30 protein-coding genes and 3 pseudogenes are annotated in these 18,081 nt (G+C 56.5%); 2 read left to right on the top strand and 31 right to left on the bottom strand.

All coding sequences use genetic code 11. From position 1 onward, the window contains the following. A partial coding sequence (gene ugpC, locus AAAC48_RS28555) for a sn-glycerol-3-phosphate ABC transporter ATP-binding protein UgpC (RefSeq protein ID WP_340657418.1) occupies window positions 1-1,007 on the top strand: 1,007 nt, incomplete at its 5' end. A gap of 96 nt (window positions 1,008-1,103) precedes the next feature. On the opposite strand, the gene AAAC48_RS28550 is transcribed toward ugpC, so the two are convergent. After that, window positions 1,104-2,219, bottom strand: coding sequence for an IS630 family transposase (locus AAAC48_RS28550; protein ID WP_340657417.1), 1,116 nt, complete (start codon window positions 2,217-2,219; stop codon window positions 1,104-1,106). Window positions 2,220-2,258: 39 nt separating this feature from the next. Here AAAC48_RS28550 and AAAC48_RS28545 point away from each other — a divergent pair. Continuing rightward, a pseudogene (locus AAAC48_RS28545) lies at window positions 2,259-2,530 on the top strand (helix-turn-helix domain-containing protein). Window positions 2,531-2,565: 35 nt separating this feature from the next. Here the strand turns inward: AAAC48_RS28545 and AAAC48_RS28540 are convergent. The 30 genes and pseudogenes from AAAC48_RS28540 to AAAC48_RS28395 form a co-directional block, all read right to left on the bottom strand. After that, a pseudogene (locus AAAC48_RS28540) lies at window positions 2,566-2,709 on the bottom strand (type II toxin-antitoxin system prevent-host-death family antitoxin); the annotation flags it as partial. Between the two features lie 36 nt (window positions 2,710-2,745). Further along, window positions 2,746-3,204: pseudogene (locus AAAC48_RS28535) on the bottom strand (hypothetical protein); the annotation flags it as partial. A gap of 300 nt (window positions 3,205-3,504) precedes the next feature. Beyond that, window positions 3,505-3,933 carry a 50S ribosomal protein L17 gene (gene rplQ / locus AAAC48_RS28530; RefSeq protein WP_027233184.1) on the bottom strand — a complete coding sequence of 143 codons (429 nt, stop codon included), beginning with the start codon at window positions 3,931-3,933 and terminating at the stop codon, window positions 3,505-3,507. A gap of 71 nt (window positions 3,934-4,004) precedes the next feature. After that, window positions 4,005-5,018: a DNA-directed RNA polymerase subunit alpha gene (locus AAAC48_RS28525; RefSeq protein ID WP_099999147.1), complete on the bottom strand. Its 1,014-nt coding sequence runs from the start codon at window positions 5,016-5,018 to the stop codon at window positions 4,005-4,007. A gap of 110 nt (window positions 5,019-5,128) precedes the next feature. Next, a complete protein-coding gene (gene rpsK / locus AAAC48_RS28520; protein ID WP_008124952.1) occupies window positions 5,129-5,518 on the bottom strand; it encodes a 30S ribosomal protein S11 in 390 nt (129 codons plus the stop codon). 128 nt (window positions 5,519-5,646) lie between these two features. Next, window positions 5,647-6,015 carry a 30S ribosomal protein S13 gene (rpsM, locus tag AAAC48_RS28515; protein ID WP_106663221.1) on the bottom strand — a complete coding sequence of 123 codons (369 nt, stop codon included), beginning with the start codon at window positions 6,013-6,015 and terminating at the stop codon, window positions 5,647-5,649. 209 nt (window positions 6,016-6,224) lie between these two features. After that, window positions 6,225-6,875, bottom strand: coding sequence for an adenylate kinase (locus tag AAAC48_RS28510; protein WP_340657416.1), 651 nt, complete (start codon window positions 6,873-6,875; stop codon window positions 6,225-6,227). After that, window positions 6,872-8,212, bottom strand: coding sequence for a preprotein translocase subunit SecY (gene secY / locus AAAC48_RS28505; RefSeq protein WP_340657415.1), 1,341 nt, complete (start codon window positions 8,210-8,212; stop codon window positions 6,872-6,874). Before secY ends, AAAC48_RS28510 begins: the two co-directional genes overlap by 4 nt. A 134-nt stretch (window positions 8,213-8,346) precedes the next feature. Beyond that, the gene (gene rplO / locus AAAC48_RS28500) at window positions 8,347-8,823 is read right to left on the bottom strand and encodes a 50S ribosomal protein L15 (RefSeq protein ID WP_340657414.1); all 477 of its coding nucleotides are present in this window, start codon (window positions 8,821-8,823) and stop codon (window positions 8,347-8,349) included. A gap of 17 nt (window positions 8,824-8,840) precedes the next feature. Then, on the bottom strand, window positions 8,841-9,041 hold the full coding sequence (gene rpmD / locus AAAC48_RS28495) for a 50S ribosomal protein L30 (RefSeq protein ID WP_113482076.1): 201 nt from the start codon (window positions 9,039-9,041) through the stop codon (window positions 8,841-8,843). 64 nt (window positions 9,042-9,105) lie between these two features. Then, entirely contained in the window at window positions 9,106-9,669 is a 564-nt protein-coding gene (gene rpsE, locus AAAC48_RS28490) for a 30S ribosomal protein S5 (RefSeq protein ID WP_106710742.1), read from the bottom strand. A gap of 55 nt (window positions 9,670-9,724) precedes the next feature. Further along, window positions 9,725-10,087: a 50S ribosomal protein L18 gene (rplR, locus tag AAAC48_RS28485; RefSeq protein ID WP_106710743.1), complete on the bottom strand. Its 363-nt coding sequence runs from the start codon at window positions 10,085-10,087 to the stop codon at window positions 9,725-9,727. Between the two features lie 12 nt (window positions 10,088-10,099). After that, complete coding sequence (rplF, locus tag AAAC48_RS28480) at window positions 10,100-10,633, bottom strand: 50S ribosomal protein L6 (RefSeq protein ID WP_340657413.1); 534 nt, start codon at window positions 10,631-10,633, stop codon at window positions 10,100-10,102. 40 nt (window positions 10,634-10,673) lie between these two features. Then, window positions 10,674-11,072: a 30S ribosomal protein S8 gene (gene rpsH / locus AAAC48_RS28475; RefSeq protein WP_099999154.1), complete on the bottom strand. Its 399-nt coding sequence runs from the start codon at window positions 11,070-11,072 to the stop codon at window positions 10,674-10,676. Window positions 11,073-11,084: 12 nt separating this feature from the next. Beyond that, window positions 11,085-11,390 carry a 30S ribosomal protein S14 gene (rpsN, locus tag AAAC48_RS28470; protein WP_106710745.1) on the bottom strand — a complete coding sequence of 102 codons (306 nt, stop codon included), beginning with the start codon at window positions 11,388-11,390 and terminating at the stop codon, window positions 11,085-11,087. 25 nt (window positions 11,391-11,415) lie between these two features. Then, window positions 11,416-11,973, bottom strand: a complete 558-nt coding sequence (rplE, locus tag AAAC48_RS28465) for a 50S ribosomal protein L5 (protein WP_340657412.1) — start codon at window positions 11,971-11,973, stop codon at window positions 11,416-11,418. Then, a complete protein-coding gene (rplX, locus tag AAAC48_RS28460; protein WP_027233171.1) occupies window positions 11,966-12,280 on the bottom strand; it encodes a 50S ribosomal protein L24 in 315 nt (104 codons plus the stop codon). The genes rplE and rplX overlap by 8 nt, the downstream gene beginning before the upstream one ends. A gap of 10 nt (window positions 12,281-12,290) precedes the next feature. Then, entirely contained in the window at window positions 12,291-12,659 is a 369-nt protein-coding gene (gene rplN, locus AAAC48_RS28455) for a 50S ribosomal protein L14 (protein ID WP_008124924.1), read from the bottom strand. A gap of 79 nt (window positions 12,660-12,738) precedes the next feature. Further along, window positions 12,739-12,981 (bottom strand): 30S ribosomal protein S17, encoded by a 243-nt coding sequence (gene rpsQ / locus AAAC48_RS28450; protein ID WP_340657411.1) that lies wholly within the window; start codon window positions 12,979-12,981, stop codon window positions 12,739-12,741. A gap of 11 nt (window positions 12,982-12,992) precedes the next feature. Next, window positions 12,993-13,193, bottom strand: a complete 201-nt coding sequence (gene rpmC, locus AAAC48_RS28445) for a 50S ribosomal protein L29 (protein ID WP_027233168.1) — start codon at window positions 13,191-13,193, stop codon at window positions 12,993-12,995. A gap of 12 nt (window positions 13,194-13,205) precedes the next feature. Further along, window positions 13,206-13,619 carry a 50S ribosomal protein L16 gene (gene rplP / locus AAAC48_RS28440; RefSeq protein WP_008124918.1) on the bottom strand — a complete coding sequence of 138 codons (414 nt, stop codon included), beginning with the start codon at window positions 13,617-13,619 and terminating at the stop codon, window positions 13,206-13,208. A gap of 40 nt (window positions 13,620-13,659) precedes the next feature. Then, the gene (rpsC, locus tag AAAC48_RS28435; protein WP_340657410.1) at window positions 13,660-14,370 is read right to left on the bottom strand and encodes a 30S ribosomal protein S3; all 711 of its coding nucleotides are present in this window, start codon (window positions 14,368-14,370) and stop codon (window positions 13,660-13,662) included. Then, window positions 14,370-14,759 (bottom strand): 50S ribosomal protein L22, encoded by a 390-nt coding sequence (rplV, locus tag AAAC48_RS28430; RefSeq protein ID WP_113482081.1) that lies wholly within the window; start codon window positions 14,757-14,759, stop codon window positions 14,370-14,372. The genes rpsC and rplV overlap by 1 nt, the downstream gene beginning before the upstream one ends. 2 nt (window positions 14,760-14,761) lie before the next feature. Beyond that, the gene (rpsS, locus tag AAAC48_RS28425) at window positions 14,762-15,040 is read right to left on the bottom strand and encodes a 30S ribosomal protein S19 (protein ID WP_008124912.1); all 279 of its coding nucleotides are present in this window, start codon (window positions 15,038-15,040) and stop codon (window positions 14,762-14,764) included. Window positions 15,041-15,055: 15 nt separating this feature from the next. Continuing rightward, a complete protein-coding gene (gene rplB, locus AAAC48_RS28420; RefSeq protein WP_340657409.1) occupies window positions 15,056-15,889 on the bottom strand; it encodes a 50S ribosomal protein L2 in 834 nt (277 codons plus the stop codon). A 20-nt stretch (window positions 15,890-15,909) separates the two neighbouring features. After that, window positions 15,910-16,203, bottom strand: coding sequence for a 50S ribosomal protein L23 (locus tag AAAC48_RS28415; protein ID WP_106710752.1), 294 nt, complete (start codon window positions 16,201-16,203; stop codon window positions 15,910-15,912). Next, entirely contained in the window at window positions 16,200-16,820 is a 621-nt protein-coding gene (gene rplD, locus AAAC48_RS28410; RefSeq protein WP_340657408.1) for a 50S ribosomal protein L4, read from the bottom strand. Before rplD ends, AAAC48_RS28415 begins: the two co-directional genes overlap by 4 nt. After that, complete coding sequence (gene rplC, locus AAAC48_RS28405) at window positions 16,820-17,557, bottom strand: 50S ribosomal protein L3 (RefSeq protein ID WP_340657407.1); 738 nt, start codon at window positions 17,555-17,557, stop codon at window positions 16,820-16,822. The genes rplD and rplC overlap by 1 nt, the downstream gene beginning before the upstream one ends. 25 nt (window positions 17,558-17,582) lie before the next feature. Beyond that, window positions 17,583-17,891, bottom strand: coding sequence for a 30S ribosomal protein S10 (gene rpsJ, locus AAAC48_RS28400; RefSeq protein ID WP_008124902.1), 309 nt, complete (start codon window positions 17,889-17,891; stop codon window positions 17,583-17,585). A gap of 63 nt (window positions 17,892-17,954) precedes the next feature. Further along, on the bottom strand, window positions 17,955-18,081 hold a 127-nt coding region (locus tag AAAC48_RS28395), incomplete at its 5' end, for an elongation factor Tu (protein WP_340657419.1).

Genomic DNA, 18,081 nt, shown 5'->3' with positions numbered 1-18,081 from the left:
TGTCGCTGGCAAGCGGCGAGTTCCTGGTGCTGCTCGGCTCGTCTGGCTGCGGCAAGTCGACCTTGCTCAACATCATCGCCGGTCTCGCCGAGGCGACTGAGGGTGATGTGCGCATTGGTGACCGCTCGGTCACAGGCGTCCACCCTAAGGACCGCGACATCGCCATGGTGTTTCAGTCCTATGCACTTTATCCGAACATGTCGGTGGCCAGGAATATCGGTTTCGGTCTTGAGATGCGCAGTGTTCCTGCGGCAGAGCGTACGGAGGCTGTGCAGAAGACCGCAAGGATGTTGCAGATAGAAAACCTCCTCGCCCGCAAGCCGTCCGAACTTTCCGGCGGCCAGCGCCAACGCGTAGCCATCGGGCGGGCACTGGTGCGTGATCCGCAGATATTCCTCTTCGACGAGCCCTTGTCCAATCTCGATGCAAAGTTGCGCATGGAGACGCGCACGGAACTGAAGCGTCTGCATCAGATGCTTGGTACCACGATCGTCTATGTGACGCACGACCAGATCGAAGCAATGACGCTGGCGACACGTATTGCCGTCATGCGCGATGGCCAGATCGAACAGCTGGCGACACCCGATGAGATCTATAACCGTCCGGCTACACGTTATGTGGCAAGTTTCGTCGGCTCACCACCTATGAACATGCTCGATGCTACCGTGGCCGATGGCACGGCTCATATTGACGGTTCGCTCAGCGGCATTCCCCTCCCCCACAAATTGCAGGAGCGTGCTGCAACGGCGCGCAACGTTGTCGTCGGCATCCGTCCTGAAGGTCTGACACTGGCGGCAACGGGCCAAAGTGGTCTGACCCTTGAGGCCAAGGTCGAGGTGGTTGAGTTAACCGGCCCGGAACTGGTCGTTACGTCGACGATTGGCAGTCAGCGCCTCACCGCCAGCCTGCCGCCGAGGTCGCAGGTTACGGTCGGCAGCGCGCAGCGCTTCAGCATTGATGCCAGCGCGCTGCACGTCTTCGACAAGGCGACCGAGAAGCGGATATAGCGGCAAAGAGGCCTAAAACGATGTTACTATCATTTTTGGGAAACTGGTAATAACGATATGAGGTGGGCAAAGCCTGCTAGTAGCGTTCCGCAGAGATTATGACTCTTTGACCGGATAGGCTTTGTGGAGTTTCTCGCGGGCCTTTTCGGTTGTGAACATCCATTGGATCCTTGCCTGTTGTGCATTTCGCTGCTGCTGCCAGGCAGCCACCTCGGCGATCATCTTGTCTTTATGGTCGATCCTGCGGTCGAGGCATTGGCTTTTCAGGACACCGATCTCGATCTCAACCATATTCAGCCAGCTTGCGTGTTTCGGCGTGTGGTGGAATTCAAGTCGCTTTAGCACGCGGCGCGCTTCGGCTGCGGGAAACGCGTCGTATAGCGCGCCGGGTGAATGGGTAGAGAGATTGTCCATGACGACCCGGATGATCGGAGCGTCGGGATAATCGATATCGACCAGTTCGCGCATGCACTCGGCAAAATCTCGGTTTGTGCGCCGATCGGTAACCTTTACGCGACGCCAGGGCTGGTGCGCGTCCAGGAAAACGAAAAGATTGACGGTGCCATTGCGGCGATACTCACAGTCGTAGCGCAGTGGCTGCATCGGCTTTGCAGGAATAGCCGCACGCACCTCTCCAATCAGCTGGACCGGGCTTTCGTCAAAGCAAATCACCGGCCTTTGTGGGTCGGCAGGTTCGGCGTAAAGATCGAGCACGTCTTCCATTCGCGCGACATATTCCCCGTCGATCTTGGGAATGCACCACATATCTCTTCGCCAGGGCTTGAGATGATTTTCACCAAGCCTTCGGCGCACGGTCTCGCAGGAGACGTGTTCATGGTCGGTCAGCTTGACCATCTCATCAGCCAGTAGCTCAAGCGTCCAACGTGCCCGCCCCGGCGGCGGATTGGAACAGGCCGTTGCTACCAGCAGCGCCTCCTCCTTGGCTGATAGTTTGCGGGCAACGCCGGGCCGGGGCTCCTCACTCAACGCACCTTCAAGATCGGCCTCTACCAGCCGTCGTTTGGTGCGATAGACGGTTGATCCACTGACATTCAAAGTCGCGGCGATAACCTCGTCGCTCACACCCTCATTCGCCGCCAGAAGGATCTGTGCGCGCTTGAGCCGACGGGCCGAGTGACGGCCACCGCTCAAAAGAGCGTTCAGTTTCTCACGTTCAATCTGGTTGAGTTCCACATGATATCTTATATTCATCCGAGCCTCCTTGTGCGGTGAAACACAGGTTAAACTCAAATGAATCAAACGTTTGGCAAAGAGCCTCTTGCCGCAGCACCACAGTTCACGCAGCTTCAGGGCCAATACCTGGCCTTCATTTATGCCTATAGCCGGATCTTCAAACGGTCTCCGGCAGAAGCTGACATGCGGCGCCACTTCCAAGTCACCGCACCGTCTGTACACCAGATGGTCTAACGCTCGAAAAAGCCGGTCTCATTCAACGAAACCCAGGAGAAGCGCGAAGCATCCAATTGCTCCTAGAGCCCGAGGCTCTGCCCATCTTGCGATGAGCCACCAAACCGTCAGAATCTCTGCGGAACGGTACTAGTCGAGCTACAAGCTTTCCTCTCTTGAGAATATCGACAGTTTCGCCGGCTTCCACCTGCCCGATCAATTCGCCCAGATGCGCTTTTGCCTCAGCCAGGTTGACAGTCGTCGTCTTACGCTCCTGACCATTTAACTGGTAAATAGCCAAATCGTGCTCGCAATTCAAACCGGGAAACCGTTATCGCCCCGCTGTCAGCACCTTCTGGCAACCAGGCGAAAGGCGTGCCATGTTCTTCCTCAGGCAAGCAATCGCACGGCCTCCGCCGAGTGCAACCGATCTGCAAAGGGCTCTGAAGTCGGGACCGCACTCCTGTCGCGCGATGGCCATTTCCTGACGTGGCGTAAACGTTGGCGCCGCTGCGGCGGGCGCTGCAGTTGCGGGCGCCGCTGCGGCGGGCGCTGCTGCAGCAGGCGCTGTTGTAGCGGCGGGCGCCATTCCGGAAGCGGCCGGTGCGGATTTTGCACCGCCGAGCGCGCCAATCGCCTGCTGGCAGCCGGCAGACAGGTAAGAATTGTGCTGCTGCAGACAGGACAGGGCCGCCTTGCCTCCCGGCGTGACACCCGAGCACTGCGCCATGAAATCGGAACGGCAGGCGGACTTGATTGCGCTCTGCTGCGCAGGCGTCGGCTGTTGAGCGACGGCATTGCTGGCAAACAGCCCGATGCAGAACGCCGGCGTAACAATCAACGCCAGTGCCCCGCGCCGCCAATTCACATTACTGACGCTAAATTCAGCTTGCTGAGTATCTTTCGTCATTGAACCCTCCCTGGGAATGAATTCCCGGCACAGGCTGACGATCTATTTCGAATAGTTCAAGTACGTTACGGTTACGCGGCGTACGCGCGATGCAGCAGTCAATCAAACTGGCAAACAAGGAAACACAAAAAGGGGGCGCGAGCCCCCTTCTCAATTCTCAAACCTGCGTCGAAGCGATGCTTACGCTGCTTCGGCTTCATTGGCCTGTTCCGCAGCAACGCGGGCCAGATCCTTGGAACCCTTGGCGCTTGTATCGCGATCGACGAATTCGACAACTGCCAGCGGTGCATTGTCACCGGTGCGGAAGCCTGCCTTCATGATGCGGATATAGCCGCCATTGCGCTGGCCATAGCGCGGAGCAAGCGTATCGAACAGCTTGGCTACCAGCTTGGCATCGCGGATGGCCGAAATGGCCTGGCGACGAGCGTGCAGATCACCGCGCTTGCCGAGCGTGACAAGCTTTTCAACGATGGGACGAATTTCCTTGGCCTTGGGCAGCGTTGTCACGATCTGCTCATGCTCAATCAATGATGCAGCCATATTGGCAAACATCGCCTTACGATGGCTGGCAGTCCGGTTAAGCTTGCGGCCTGAATTACCGTGGCGCATGAGCCTTCTCCTTCAGTTTCTCTTTTTCGGGCTCACGGCCCGGGCTTTGGTTTCGGGCAGAGCCCGGGTTCTTAATACTGGTCTTCGTAACGCTTCGCGAGATCTTCGATGTTCTCCGGCGGCCATGAAGGAACTTCCATACCGAGATGGAGACCCATGGAAGCCAGAACTTCCTTGATTTCGTTCAGCGACTTGCGGCCGAAGTTGGGTGTACGCAGCATTTCTGCTTCTGTCTTCTGAATGAGATCGCCAATGTAGACGATGTTATCATTCTTCAGGCAGTTTGCCGAACGTACGGAGAGTTCGAGTTCATCGACCTTCTTGAGCAGGGCCGGGTTGAACGCAAGTTCAGTAACCTGTTCCTGCTGAACTTCCTTCTGCGGCTCGTCAAAGTTGACGAAGATCGCCAGCTGATCCTGAAGGATGCGCGCTGCATAGGCAACGGCATCTTCACCGGAGATCGAACCATCGGTCTCGATCTGCAGGATCAGCTTGTCATAGTCGAGAACCTGACCTTCACGGGTGTTCTCGATCTTGTAGGACACCTTGCGAACCGGTGAGTAGAGGCTGTCGACGGGGATCAACCCGATCGGAGCGTCTTCTGCACGGTTGCGGTCAGCCGGGACGTAGCCCTTGCCAGTGTTGACGGTGAATTCCATGCGGATTTCAGCGCCTTCATCCAGCGTGCAGATCACGTGTTCCGGGTTGAGGATCTCGATATCGCCAACGGTCTGGATGTCGCCAGCCGTTACAACGCCGGGGCCTTCCTTGCGGACGACCATGCGCTTCGGACCATCGCTTTCCATATGGATCGCGATTTCCTTGATGTTGAGGACGATGTCCGTCACATCTTCACGCACGCCGGGGATCGACGAGAATTCATGCAGAACGCCATCGATCTGTACAGCTGTCACGGCAGCGCCGCGCAGCGAAGACAGGAGTACACGGCGCAAGGCATTGCCGAGCGTCAAGCCGTATCCGCGTTCAAGCGGCTCGGCGACGACCGTTGCCTTTGTCTTCGAGCCGGAGGTCTGGAACTCGACCTTGTTCGGCTTGATCAATTCTTGCCAGTTCTTCTGGATCATTTAATTTTTCCCTATCCTTGCCTTTACCACCATCCAATCGTGGCATTGAGGCGTGGAAACCGCAGAGGAGCTGAAGATCAGCTCATGCGGCCAAATCCTGTCGCAAAAGATTAGACGCGGCGACGCTTGCGCGGGCGGCAGCCATTGTGCGGGATCGGCGTTACATCGCGAATCGATGTAATCGTGAAACCGGCAGCCTGGAGTGCGCGCAGAGCCGATTCACGGCCGGAGCCCGGACCGCAAACTTCAACTTCGAGCGAACGCATGCCATGTTCCTGTGCTTTCTTGGCGCAGTCTTCAGCAGCCATCTGTGCAGCGAAAGGCGTGGATTTACGCGAACCCTTGAAGCCCTGTGCACCGGCGGAGGACCAGGCAATCGCATTGCCCTGTGCATCCGTGATGGTGATCATCGTATTGTTGAATGTCGAATTGACGTGGGCAACGCCCGACGAAATATTCTTGCGCTCGCGACGGCGAACGCGCGTGGCTTCCTTGGCCATGGTAGTCCTTTCAGTTGATCTCGACGCCTCCGTATTTCCAGAGGCTCCACCGTGGTTTCAGTTAAAGTGCGAAACCAGCACTTGTCTGCAAAAGCAGAACCGGCGCAGCGAACTGCGCCGGAATGAACTTACTTCTTCTTGCCGGCGATTGCCTTGGCAGGACCCTTGCGGGTACGCGCATTGGTATGCGTGCGCTGACCACGGACCGGCAGCGAGCGGCGATGACGCAGACCGCGGTAGCAGCCCAGATCCATCAGACGCTTGATGTTCATGGAAACTTCACGACGCAGATCACCTTCAACCTGGTAATCGCGATCGATCGTTTCACGAATCTGCAACACTTCCGCATCGGTCAACTGATTGACGCGACGCTCTGCAGGAATGCCGACTTTCGCGACGATTTCCTGCGCAAACTTTTGACCGATCCCGTGAATGTACTGAAGCGCGATAACAACGCGCTTGTTCGTCGGGATGTTGACGCCAGCGATACGAGCCACGTCTGTTCTCCTTGTTGACCGGCAGAGCTGGAGTGCCAACGCGGCAGCCAGATGACGGGATGAAAATTATATCCGGGACAAACACAAACGATCAGCCCCGAACCTGCTTTACCGGATCGGCGCCGACCGCTTTATATCCAAGCGAATTTGCGCCGTACTTGAAGGAATCGCTGCGAAAAGTCAACTCCCCCGATAGTTTTTTGTCAGACCTAGAGTCCTGACAGAATTTTTTCGATCGATGCGGTGACATCTTCCATGTCCGCCATGCCATCGACCTTTCTCAACTTGCCCTTGGCGTAGTAATAGCCAATCAATGGCGAAGTCTGTTTGTAATAGGCTTCCAGGCGCGTGCGCACCGTTTCGGCATTGTCGTCCGGACGGCGCTTGAACTCCGTCGAACCGCACTTGTCGCAGACACCCGCAACCAGAGGCTTCTTGTTCGTGTCGTGATAGCCGGTGCCACACTTCGCGCAGGAATAACGGCCGGAGATACGCTCGACGAGAACATTGTCGTCGACTTCAAGCTCGATCACGCAATCAAGCTCGAGACCTTTTTCCGCCAGCATCTCCTCGACAGCATCGGCCTGGACCAATGTGCGCGGATAACCGTCGAGGATGAACCCCTTGGCCGCATCCGGCTGGTCAATGCGTTCGGAAACGATCGCATTGACAATTTCGTCGGAAACCAGATTGCCGGCATCCATGACGGCCTTGGCTTTGAGGCCCACTTCTGTCCCGGCCTTCACCGCCTCGCGCAACATGTCTCCGGTGGAGAGTTGCGGTATACCTAATTTGTCTACCAAGCGCTGAGACTGAGTTCCCTTACCTGCCCCCGGTGGTCCGAGAAGTATTAATCTCATCTGTTGCGTTTCCCCCCACGGAGCTTCGACTTCTTGATCAGCCCTTCATACTGATGCGCAATCAGGTGACCCTGGATCTGCGCAACCGTATCGAGCGTCACGCTCACGACAATCAACAGCGACGTGCCGCCGAGATAGAAAGGAACACCGGCCCACGAGATCAGGAATTCAGGCAGCATGCAGATGATAACAAGATAGATGGCGCCAAGAACCGTGACACGTGTCAGGACGTAGTCGATATATTCAGCCGTACGCTCGCCTGGGCGAATGCCGGGAATGAAGCCGGAATGCTTCTTCAACTGGTCAGCGGTGTCCTTCGGATTGAAGACGAGCGCCGTGTAGAAGAAGGCGAAGAAGATGATCATCGCGGCATAGGAAGCCATATAGAGCGGCTGGCCGTGGCCGAGCGATGACAGCACTGTGGTAGCCCAGGCCGGCAGATTGTGGCTCTGGGCAAAGCCGGCAATCGTTGCAGGCAGCAGCAGAAGCGACGAGGCGAAGATCGGCGGGATAACGCCAGATGTATTGAGCTTCAGCGGCAGATGCGATGTATCGCCCTGGAACATGCGGTTACCGACCTGGCGCTTCGGATACTGGATCAGAAGGCGGCGCTGCGCGCGTTCGACGAAGACGATGATGCCGATGACCGCAATCGTCAGCACGATGATTGCCAGAATGATCGGTGTCGACAAGGCGCCCGTGCGGCCAAGTTCCAGTGTGCCGGAGATGGCCTGCGGCAGGTTGGCGACAATGCCGGAGAAGATGATCAGCGAGATACCGTTGCCGATACCGCGTGCAGTGATTTGCTCGCCCAGCCACATCAGGAACATGGTGCCGCCGACAAGCGTGATGACAGTCGAGAACAGGAAGAAGGGCCCGGGATTGGTCACGATGCCCTGGCTGCCCTGCAGCCCCACAGCAATCGCGTAGGCCTGAACCGTCGCCAGAAGCACGGTGCCGTAGCGCGTATACTGGTTGATGACCTTGCGGCCCTGTTCGCCATCCTTCTTCAGCTGTTCCAAAGCTGGAACAACGGACGTCATCAGCTGAACGATGATTGAAGCGGAAATGTACGGCATGATGCCGAGCGCGAAAATCGCCATGCGGGCGACAGCGCCACCGGCGAACATGTTGAACATCCCGAGGATGCCCTGCGCCTGGTGATTGAAGGCTTGCGCGTATGCAGCAAGATTTATGCCTGGCAGCGGGATGTAAGTACCAAGCCGGTAGACCAGCAATGCGCCAAGAGTAAACCAAATGCGCTTCTTGAGCTCTTCGGCTTTGGAAAAAGCAGAGAAATTAAGATTTGACGCGAGCTGTTCAGCGGCTGAAGCCATTATAGTCTCCGGTCTGTGCCCGTTAGAGCTCCGTCCTGGCCCCAATATCGGGAATCGACGGTCCTACCCAGATATGTGCCCTTAAGAAAAGGTACAAGCGGCGATCACGAAGATCGCCGCCTGAATAGTCATATTTATTCTGCAGCGGCAGCAGCAGCCGGAAGCTTGACGGTACCACCGGCCTTTTCGATCTTCTCGATCGCAGCCTTCGATGCACCGGAAACTTCGATCGTCACCGCAGTCTTGATGTCACCATCGGCCAGGAGGCGAACGCCATCCTTCGGACGGCGGATAACACCGGCAGCCTTCAGGGATTCGATCGTTACCGAGGCCTTCGCATCAAGCTTCTTCGCATCGATAGCAGCCTGGATGCGGCCAACCGATACAACGTTGAAGCTCTTGGCGAAGATGTTGGTGAAACCGCGCTTTGGCAAGCGGCGGTAAACCGGCATCTGACCGCCTTCGAAACCATTGATAGCAACGCCCGAACGCGACTTCTGACCCTTGACACCACGACCGGCAGTCTTGCCGGAGCCCGAACCAATACCACGGCCAACACGCTTGCGTGCTTTGGTCGCGCCTGGATTTTCACTCAGATCATTGAGTTTCATTTGTTCAATCTCCGGTATCAAGCCTCGTCCACAACGCGGACGAGATGTTGAACCTTTGCAATCATGCCACGTACGGAAGGCGTATCTTCCAGTGTACGGCGGCGATGCATCTTATTGAGGCCCAGGCCAACGAGCGTTGCACGCTGTTCTACCGGACGGCGGATAGGGCTACCGATCTGTTCGACAGTAACCGTCTTACCCTTCTTCTTCTCAACCATGACTTTATCCTTTTAGTACAGTCAGCGGGACCGAAGTCCCTGCCCTGCTGCGCCAGCTCCTGGCCTATTCTTCCGAACCGACCACGTCGCGGCGGCGAGCCTGCAGTGTCGAATACTTGATACCGCGCTGAGCAGCGATGTCCTTCGGATGCATCTGATGCTTCAGGGCATCAAATGTCGCACGAACCATGTTGTATGGGTTCGACGAACCGAGCGACTTGGCAACAACGTCCTGCACGCCAAGCGTCTCGAAGACGGCGCGCATTGGACCACCGGCGATGATACCTGTACCAGCTGTGGCTGCGCGAAGCAAAACCTTGCCGGCGCCATGACGGCCTTCAACATCGTGATGAAGGGTACGGCCCGAACGCAGCGGTACGAAGATCATTTCGCGTTTGGCGGATTCAGTTGCCTTGCGGATAGCTTCCGGCACTTCGCGTGCCTTGCCATGACCAAAACCTACACGGCCCTTCTGATCGCCGACGACGACGAGTGCAGCAAAGCCGAAACGCCGGCCGCCCTTGACGACCTTGGCGACGCGGTTGATGTGAACGAGCTTGTCAACAAATTCGCTGTCGCGCTCTTCACTACGGCCGCGATCCTCGCGGCTTCTCTTTTCCTGTGCCATGCTCCTAATTCCTTTTTCTTTTCCGGTAGCACGAATGATGATTTAAAGCTTGACCTTAGAAGCTGAGACCAGCTTCGCGAGCAGCTTCGGCAAGCGCCTTCACACGGCCGTGGTAAATGTAGGCGCCACGATCGAAGACAACTTCCTTAATGCCAGCCTTGACTGCGCGCTCTGCAACGAGCTTGCCGATCAGGGCTGCTGCATCCGAATCTGCACCGGTCTTCAGCTTGCCCTTGAGGTCAGCTTCGAGAGTGGATGCGGATGCAATTGTGTGTCCACGCGCATCATCGATGATCTGCGCATAGATATTCTTTGAAGAACGGTGGACGCTGAGCCGCGGACGGTCACCGGCAACCGCCTTGAGCTGGCGGCGAACACGCGCAGCGCGACGCTGAATGATTTCTTTCGGCGATGCCATGACACGAATTCCTTACTTCTTCTTACCTTCTTTGCGAACGATCTTCTCGCCCGCATATTTGACGCCCTTGCCCTTGTAGGGTTCCGGACTACGATATTCGCGGATCTCAGCAGCGACCTGACCGACCTGCTGCTTGTCGATGCCGGTGACGACGATTTCCGTCGGCTTCGGAACAGCAACCGTGATGCCTTCCGGCACCTGGTAGATCACTTCGTGGCTGAAGCCGAGCGACAGCTGCAGGTTCTTGCCCTGCATTGCTGCACGATAGCCGACGCCGCTGATTTCAAGACGCTTCTCGAAGCCGTCCTTGACACCTGTAAAGATGTTGACGACCATCGTGCGGCTCATGCCCCACTTCGAGCGAGCGACCTTGGAGTTGTCGCGCGGATTAACGCTGACAGCGCCGTCTTCAAACTTGACCACAACATCGTCATTGGCGACGAAGGTGAGTTCACCCTTCGGGCCCTTTGCCTTGATGGTCTGGCCGTCTACGCTAGCTGTTACGCCCTGCGGGACTGCCACGGGTTTTTTACCGATACGAGACATTTTTCAACCTGTCCGTTTCTTCCTGTTTACAGCCCACGCATTAGAATATGCGGCAGAGCAACTCGCCACCAACATTCTGTTCACGTGCCTCGTGATCCGCCATCACGCCCTTCGGCGTCGACAGGATCGAAATACCAAGGCCGTTAGCAACCTGCGGGATCGACTTGACCGAAACGTAAACGCGACGGCCGGGCTTCGAAATACGGGTAATCTCGCGAATTACCGGTACGTTTTCAAAATACTTCAGTTCGATTTCGATCTCGGACTTGCCGTTTTCAAAATCAACCTGGCTGTATCCGCGGATATAGCCTTCAGCCTGAAGAACATCCAGAACGCGGGCGCGCAGCTTGGAGGCAGGCGTCGAAACCTTGCCCTTCTTGCGCATGGTTGCGTTACGGATACGTGTCAGCATATCGCCGAGAGGATCTGTCATAGACATCTGTCTTCTCCCTTACCAGCTCGACTTCACGACGCCGGGCACCTGGCCGAGCGAACCCAGCTGGCGCAATGCGATACGCGACATTTTAAGCTTGCGGTAGAAACCGCGCGGACGGCCCGAAACTTCGCAACGGTTGCGAATACGAACCTTGGTGGAATTGCGTGGCAGTTCTGCCAGCTGGATGGTAGCGCGGAAGCGCTCGTCCAGCGGCAGCGACTGATTCATCACGATAGCCTTCAGGCGCGCACGCTTTGCAGCAAAACGCTTTACCAGCAGACCACGGCGCTTGTTTTTTTCGACTGCGCTCGTCTTAGCCATTTCATATACCTCGCTACGCTTGCCGTTACTGGCGGAAGGGGAAGTTGAAGGCGCGCAGGAGAGCGCGTGCTTCATCATCCGTCTTTGCAGTCGTACAAACGATGATGTCCATGCCCCAGATCTGATCAACCTTGTCGTAGTTGATTTCCGGGAACACGATGTGCTCCTTGATGCCCATGGCGAAATTGCCACGACCGTCAAAGCTCTTCGGGTTCAGACCGCGGAAATCTCGAACGCGCGGCAGCGCGATCGTGATCAGACGGTCAAGGAATTCATACATGCGCTCTTTACGAAGGGTAACCTTCGTACCGATCGGCATATTCTCACGAACCTTGAAGGTAGCGATCGAATTGCGCGCACGCGTAATAACCGCCTTCTGACCGGCAATCAATGCCAGATCTTCAGCTGCGACAGTTGGCTTCTTGGAGTCAGCAGTTGCTTCACCAACACCCATATTGAGGACAACCTTGGTGATGCGCGGGATCTGCATCTCGTTGTCATATTTGAACTGCTCGAGAAGATCCTTACGTACCACTTCCAGGTACTGCTTCTTCAAGCGTGGTTCGATCTTTGCATCAGCCATCGATCAGATCTCCTGAACGCTTTGCTACACGTACCTTCTTGCCGTCTTCGAGGACCTTGAAGCCAACACGTGTCGGCTTGCCATCCTTGGGGTCGGCGATCGCGAGGTTCGACAGATGGAGCGGCGCTTCTTTCGAAATGATGCCGGCTTCCTGGTTCTGTGTCTGCTTCTGGTGACGCTTGACAACATTAACGCCGCGAACGAGCGCCTGCTCATCCTTCGGCAAAACTTTGATTACTTCGCCGGTACGGCCCTTGTCCTTACCAGCAAGAACGACAACGCGGTCGCCTTTACGGATCTTCTGCATCGTCTGCTCCTTACAAAACTTCTGGAGCCAGCGAGATGATCTTCATGTGGCTCTTTGCGCGGAGTTCGCGCGGAACCGGTCCGAAGATACGCGTGCCGATAGGCTCTTTCTTATTGTCGATCAGGACGGCGGCGTTCTTGTCGAAACGAATAACGCTCCCGTCCGCGCGACGGATGTCCTTGGCAGTGCGAACAACCACTGCCTTCATCACGTCACCTTTTTTCACACGGCCGCGCGGAATTGCTTCCTTGATCGAAACGACAATGATGTCGCCGACCGAAGCATATTTCCGCTTCGAACCGCCCAGCACCTTGATGCACATGACACGACGTGCGCCGGAATTATCCGCCACGTCGAGGTTTGTTTGCATCTGAATCATGACTAGCCGCCTTCTTCTTGTTCAACCGGACTGGGCTTTCCTTGCCCCTCGCGATTGCTGCGTACTTACCTACAGATAATTAGCTCGCCGGGGCGTCTGCAACGACAACCCAACGCTTGTCTTTCGAAATCGGCTTCGATTCCTGGATGGAAACGGCGTCGCCGACCTTGAACTGGTTATTCTCGTCATGCGCCTTGTACTTCTTGGACTGGCGCACAGTCTTCTGGAGGAGCGGATGCGAATAGCGCCGCTCGACCTTGACCACAACGGTCTTGTCGTTTTTGTCGCTCACGACAACGCCCTGCAGAATGCGTTTAGGCATGGTTTTCTTCCTTAAGCCTTGCTCTCGACCGCTTTTTGGCGGGCGACAGTCTTGATGCGCGCAATATCACGGCGGATCTGCCGGACGCGAGCGGTTTTTTCCAACTGGCCGGTTGCCTTCTGGAAGCGCAGGTTGAACTGCTCTTTCTTCAGGGAACCCAATTCTTCATTCAACTGATCGAGGCTCATCGCCCGGACTTCTGCGGATTTCATAACATCCACCCCTTATTCTGCGATGCGCTGAATAAAGCGCGTCTTGACCGAAAGCTTGGCCGCTCCGAGGCGAAGTGCCTCTCGAGCGATTTCTTCCGAAACGCCGTCGAGCTCGAACATGATGCGGCCTGGCGCGACACGGGAAGCCCAATAATCAACCGACCCCTTACCTTTACCCATGCGGACTTCGGTAGGCTTCGAGGTGACCGGTACATCCGGGAAAATCCGGATCCACACGCGACCGGCACGTTTCATGTGACGGGTAATTGCACGGCGAGCGGCTTCGATCTCACGCGCCGTAACGCGGTTCGGCTCGAGGGCCTTCAGGCCGAAAGCACCAAAATTAAGATCCGTGCCGCCCTTCGACGCGCCGTGGATACGGCCCTTGAACTGCTTGCGGAACTTTGTGCGCTTAGGCTGCAGCATTGTTCTCTACTCCAAAATTCTCGTTTCCGAAAGACGCTATTTAAGCGTTTTCGCGACGACGGCTCGAACCCTGATGGCTGGCATCACCCTCGACGGCACGACGCTCGGAAGCCATTGGATCGTGTTCAAGGATTTCGCCCTTGAAGACCCAGACCTTGACGCCGCAAATGCCGTAAGCGGTTTGTGCTTCAGCAGTTCCGTAATCGATATCGGCACGAAGTGTATGCAAAGGCACGCGGCCTTCACGGTACCATTCCATACGCGCAATTTCCGCACCGCCGAGGCGGCCCGAGCAATTGATACGAATGCCTTCTGCGCCAAGACGCATTGCCGACTGAACGGCGCGCTTCATGGCACGGCGGAATGCAACACGGCGTTCCAGCTGCTGAGCAATCGACTGAGCAACCAGGGTCGCGTCTGTTTCCGGCTTGCGGACTTCAACGATATTGAGTGCGGCGTCGGCATTGGTCATTTCTGACAGCTTGCGGCGCAGCTTTTCGATATCGGCGCCCTTCTTGCCGATAATCAGACCCGGACGTGCAGCATGGATCGTGACGCGGCACTTCTTGTGCGGACGCTCGATCACCACCTTGGAGATGGCAGCCTGCTTCAGTTCGTCCATCAGATACTTGCGGATCTTCAGGTCTTCATGCAGCAGCTTGCCGTATTCACCCGTGTTCGCGTACCAACGCGAGTCCCAGGTCCGATTGATGCCAAGGCGGAAGCCAATCGGATTAATCTTCTGGCCCATTATGCGGCCTCCCCTTTTTCCTCAGCTTCGCGAACGACGATCGTCAGATGCGAGAAAGGCTTCTCGATCCGGCTTGCACGACCGCGACCACGAACATGGAAGCGCTTCATCACGATTGACTTGCCTACATAGGCTTCAGCAACAACCAGAGCATCAACATCCAGGTCATGGTTGTTTTCTGCGTTGGCGATAGCTGATTCGAGAGTCTTTTTCACCGTGCCTGCAATGCGCTTGCGCGAAAATTCCAGGTCGGCAAGAGCGGCGTTAACCTTCTTGCCACGGATCATGGCAGCCACCAGATTGAGCTTCTGAGGGCTGATGCGGAGCGTGCGGGCAACGGCTTTCGCCTCGTTGTCCTTAAGCTGGCGCGGAGCCTTAGCCTTGCCCATCGTTATTTCCTCTTCGCTTTCTTGTCCGCGCCATGACCGTAATAGGTACGCGTCGGAGCGAATTCACCAAACTTGTGTCCGATCATCTCTTCGTTGACCGAAACAGGAACGTGCTTGTTACCGTTGTATACGCCGAAGGTCAGACCGACGAACTGCGGCAGGATCGTGGAACGACGGCTCCAGATCTTGATAACTTCACTGCGACCGCCCTCACGTACCTTCTCAGCCTTCTTGAGAAGATAGCCATCGATGAACGGGCCTTTCCAAACTGAACGAGCCATTTCAGACTACCTCTCTTACTTCTTGCGCTGATGACGCGAACGAGCGATGAACTTGTCCGTCGACTTGTTGGAACGCGTCTTCTTGCCCTTCGTGGGCTTGCCCCACGGAGAAACTGGATGACGTCCACCCGACGTACGGCCTTCACCACCACCATGCGGGTGATCAACCGGGTTCATGGCAACACCGCGAACGTGCGGACGCTTGCCGAGCCAGCGGCTGCGACCTGCCTTGCCCAGGCTGATATTGCCGTGGTCAGGGTTGGATACTGCACCGACCGTGGCGAAGCACGAACCGTGGACGAGGCGTTGTTCACCTGAATTCAGGCGAAGGATAGCCATGCCCTGGTCGCGGCCGACGAGCTGCGCATAGGTACCGGCGGAACGAGCAATCTGACCGCCCTTGCCTGGCTTCATCTCCACATTGTGGATGATGGTGCCGACCGGGATCGAAGCCAGGGGCATCGCATTGCCCGGCTTAACGTCGGTCTGTGCGCCAGCGATAACACTGTCGCCAACGGCCAGACGCTGCGGAGCCAGGATGTAGCTGAGCTCGCCATCTTCGTAGCGGATGAGCGCAATGAATGCGGTCCGGTTCGGATCGTATTCAAGGCGTTCAACCTTGGCAGCAACATCATGCTTGCGACGCTTGAAGTCGACGAAGCGGTATGTACGCTTGTGTCCGCCACCCTGATAGCGTGCAGTGACGCGACCGGAGTTGTTACGACCACCCTTCGATGTCAGACCTTCGGTCAGAGCCTTGACAGGCTTGCCCTTGTAGAGCTCCGAACGGTCCACAATCACCAGCTGACGCTGGCTTGGTGTGGTTGGATTATAATTTTTGAGTGCCATTGTCTTTACTCCACGGCCCCTCAGAGACCAGTCGAAACATCGATCGACTGCCCTTCGGCGAGCGTCACGACTGCTTTCTTGACATCACTCTGGCGCCCGACGATGCCGCGGAACCGCTTCACCTTGCCTTTGCGCACAGCTGTATTGACTGCCGTAACCTTCACGCGGAAAAGCGCTTCGACTGCGGCTTTGATTTCCGGCTTCGTTGCCTTCTTGGCTACGTTGAAGACGACCTGGTTGTTTTCGGAAACCAGGGTCGACTTTTCCGTAATGACCGGGCTGACGATCACGTCGTAGTGGCGAAGATCAGTCATTTGAAACGCTCCTCGAGAGCTTCAACTGCTGCCTTGGAAAGCACGAGCTTGCCACGACGCAGAATGTCGTAAACATTGATGCCCTGGATCGGCAGAACATCGATGTTCGGGATGTTCGAAGCAGCGCGACGGAAATTCGCATCAATCTCGGCACCGCCGATGAGAAGCGCATTTTCGAGGCCAAGCTTGGCGAACTGCGAAACAAGTACCTTGGTCTTGGCTTCAGCCGACAGCAGATCATCGACGATGATCAGATCGGAAGCCTTGACTTTGGCGGACAGGGCATGACGAAGCGCAAGGGCACGAACCTTCTTCGGAAGGTCATGATCGTGGCTGTGAACAACCGGACCGTGAGCCTTGCCACCGCCGCGGAACTGCGGAGCACGTGCCGAATGGTGACGGGCGCGGCCCGTACCCTTCTGCTTGTACATCTTGGCGCCGGTGCGTGCGATTTCCGAACGGCCCTTTGCCTTGTGCGTTCCCTGCTGCTTGCGGGCGAGCTGGTAACGGACCATGCGCTGAAGGATATCGTCGCGCGGCTCAAGACCGAAAATCTCCTCGGAGAGTTTCAACTTGCCGGCGTCTTTGCCTTCAAGAGTTGTAATCGAAAGGTCCATTATTCGGCTCCCTCAGTTGTCTGCGCCACTTCTGCATCAGACACAGCGGCTGTACCGTTAGCTGCCTGGCGGAGACCAGCTGGCTTCGGAGCATTGTCCGGCAGCGCTACCTTGACGGCATCGCGTACGAGGATCCATGCACCCTTGGAACCAGGAACTGCACCACGAACCAGAATGAGGCCGCGATCGAGGTCCGTCGAAACGACTTCGATGTTCTGTGTCGTCACGCGGGTCTGACCCATGTGACCGGCCATCTTCTTGCCCTTGAACACCTTGCCCGGATCCTGGCGCTGACCGGTCGAACCGTGAGCGCGGTGGGTAACCGAGTTACCGTGCGAAGCGCGGTGACCGCCGAAGTTGTGGCGCTTCATGGAACCGGCAAAACCCTTACCGATTGAAGTACCAGTCACATCGACCTTCTGGCCGGCAACGTAATGTTCGGCAGTGATCTCGACGCCGACATCAAGAAGATTGTCGGCAGAGACGCGGAATTCCGCTACTTTCGCCTTTGGCTCAACGGAAGCCGTCGCGAAATGACCGCGCAAGCCCTTCGTCGTATTCTTTACCTTGGCCAGACCAACACCGAGCTGAACGGCAGTGTAGCCATTCTTCTCGACTGTACGCTGAGCCACAACCTGACAATTCTCCATCCGGAGTACTGTCACCGGCACATGCTCACCTGCGTCGTTATAGACGCGAGTCATGCCCAGCTTTTGTGCAATTACACCTGAACGCATCGGTTCGTCCTTCCGTCCTCAAGCCTTACAGCTTGATCTCGACATCAACACCAGCGGAAAGATCGAGCTTCATCAGCGCGTCTACTGTCTGCGGGGTTGGGTCTACGATATCGAGAAGACGCTTATGAGTGCGCATCTCGAACTGTTCGCGGCTCTTCTTGTCGATGTGCGGCGACCGGTTGACAGTGAACTTCTCGATCCGTGTAGGAAGCGGGATCGGTCCGCGCACGTTGGCACCGGTACGCTTGGCAGTCGACACGATTTCCCGCGTCGAATCGTCAAGGATCCGATGATCAAACGCCTTGAGGCGAATGCGGATGTTTTGACCGTTCATTTCATCTTTTCCTTGTTTAGCGGAGACGCCGTATAACAGGCGCCTCTGCATAAAACCTTAATTTTACTCAATGATCGACGATACGATGCCGGCACCGACGGTGCGGCCACCTTCACGGATAGCGAAGCGCAGCTTCTCTTCCATCGCGATCGGCACGATCAGCGTCACATCGACTGCGATGTTGTCGCCG

The organism is Phyllobacterium sp., from assembly GCF_037994405.1.
Lineage (GTDB): Bacteria > Pseudomonadota > Alphaproteobacteria > Rhizobiales > Rhizobiaceae > Phyllobacterium.
Note: the sequence above shows the minus strand (reverse complement) of the source record. Positions and strands in the feature narration are given on the sequence as shown.

Bases quoted from the DNA above. Each gene is read 5' to 3' on its own strand.
- AAAC48_RS28550 (WP_340657417.1), bottom strand. From the start codon at position 2,219: ATGAATATAAGATATCATGTGGAACTCAACCAGATTGAACGTGAGAAA.
- rplQ (WP_027233184.1), bottom strand. From the start codon at position 3,933: ATGCGCCACGGTAATTCAGGCCGCAAGCTTAACCGGACTGCCAGCCAT.
- AAAC48_RS28525 (WP_099999147.1), bottom strand. From the start codon at position 5,018: ATGATCCAGAAGAACTGGCAAGAATTGATCAAGCCGAACAAGGTCGAG.
- rpsK (WP_008124952.1), bottom strand. From the start codon at position 5,518: ATGGCCAAGGAAGCCACGCGCGTTCGCCGTCGCGAGCGCAAGAATATT.
- AAAC48_RS28510 (WP_340657416.1), bottom strand. From the start codon at position 6,875: ATGAGATTAATACTTCTCGGACCACCGGGGGCAGGTAAGGGAACTCAG.
- secY (WP_340657415.1), bottom strand. From the start codon at position 8,212: ATGGCTTCAGCCGCTGAACAGCTCGCGTCAAATCTTAATTTCTCTGCT.
- rplO (WP_340657414.1), bottom strand. From the start codon at position 8,823: ATGAAACTCAATGATCTGAGTGAAAATCCAGGCGCGACCAAAGCACGC.
- rpmD (WP_113482076.1), bottom strand. From the start codon at position 9,041: ATGGTTGAGAAGAAGAAGGGTAAGACGGTTACTGTCGAACAGATCGGT.
- rpsE (WP_106710742.1), bottom strand. From the start codon at position 9,669: ATGGCACAGGAAAAGAGAAGCCGCGAGGATCGCGGCCGTAGTGAAGAG.
- rplR (WP_106710743.1), bottom strand. From the start codon at position 10,087: ATGGCATCGCCGAAAGAAATCATTCAGCGTCGCGCTGCGCGTGTTCGC.
- rplF (WP_340657413.1), bottom strand. From the start codon at position 10,633: ATGTCTCGTATCGGTAAAAAACCCGTGGCAGTCCCGCAGGGCGTAACA.
- rpsH (WP_099999154.1), bottom strand. From the start codon at position 11,072: ATGTCTATGACAGATCCTCTCGGCGATATGCTGACACGTATCCGTAAC.
- rpsN (WP_106710745.1), bottom strand. From the start codon at position 11,390: ATGGCTAAGACGAGCGCAGTCGAAAAAAACAAGCGCCGTGGTCTGCTG.
- rplE (WP_340657412.1), bottom strand. From the start codon at position 11,973: ATGGCTGATGCAAAGATCGAACCACGCTTGAAGAAGCAGTACCTGGAA.
- rplX (WP_027233171.1), bottom strand. From the start codon at position 12,280: ATGCAGAAGATCCGTAAAGGCGACCGCGTTGTCGTTCTTGCTGGTAAG.
- rplN (WP_008124924.1), bottom strand. From the start codon at position 12,659: ATGATTCAGATGCAAACAAACCTCGACGTGGCGGATAATTCCGGCGCA.
- rpsQ (WP_340657411.1), bottom strand. From the start codon at position 12,981: ATGCCTAAACGCATTCTGCAGGGCGTTGTCGTGAGCGACAAAAACGAC.
- rpmC (WP_027233168.1), bottom strand. From the start codon at position 13,193: ATGAAATCCGCAGAAGTCCGGGCGATGAGCCTCGATCAGTTGAATGAA.
- rplP (WP_008124918.1), bottom strand. From the start codon at position 13,619: ATGCTGCAGCCTAAGCGCACAAAGTTCCGCAAGCAGTTCAAGGGCCGT.
- rpsC (WP_340657410.1), bottom strand. From the start codon at position 14,370: ATGGGCCAGAAGATTAATCCGATTGGCTTCCGCCTTGGCATCAATCGG.
- rplV (WP_113482081.1), bottom strand. From the start codon at position 14,759: ATGGGCAAGGCTAAGGCTCCGCGCCAGCTTAAGGACAACGAGGCGAAA.
- rpsS (WP_008124912.1), bottom strand. From the start codon at position 15,040: ATGGCTCGTTCAGTTTGGAAAGGCCCGTTCATCGATGGCTATCTTCTC.
- rplB (WP_340657409.1), bottom strand. From the start codon at position 15,889: ATGGCACTCAAAAATTATAATCCAACCACACCAAGCCAGCGTCAGCTG.
- AAAC48_RS28415 (WP_106710752.1), bottom strand. From the start codon at position 16,203: ATGACTGATCTTCGCCACTACGACGTGATCGTCAGCCCGGTCATTACG.
- rplD (WP_340657408.1), bottom strand. From the start codon at position 16,820: ATGGACCTTTCGATTACAACTCTTGAAGGCAAAGACGCCGGCAAGTTG.
- rplC (WP_340657407.1), bottom strand. From the start codon at position 17,557: ATGCGTTCAGGTGTAATTGCACAAAAGCTGGGCATGACTCGCGTCTAT.
- rpsJ (WP_008124902.1), bottom strand. From the start codon at position 17,891: ATGAACGGTCAAAACATCCGCATTCGCCTCAAGGCGTTTGATCATCGG.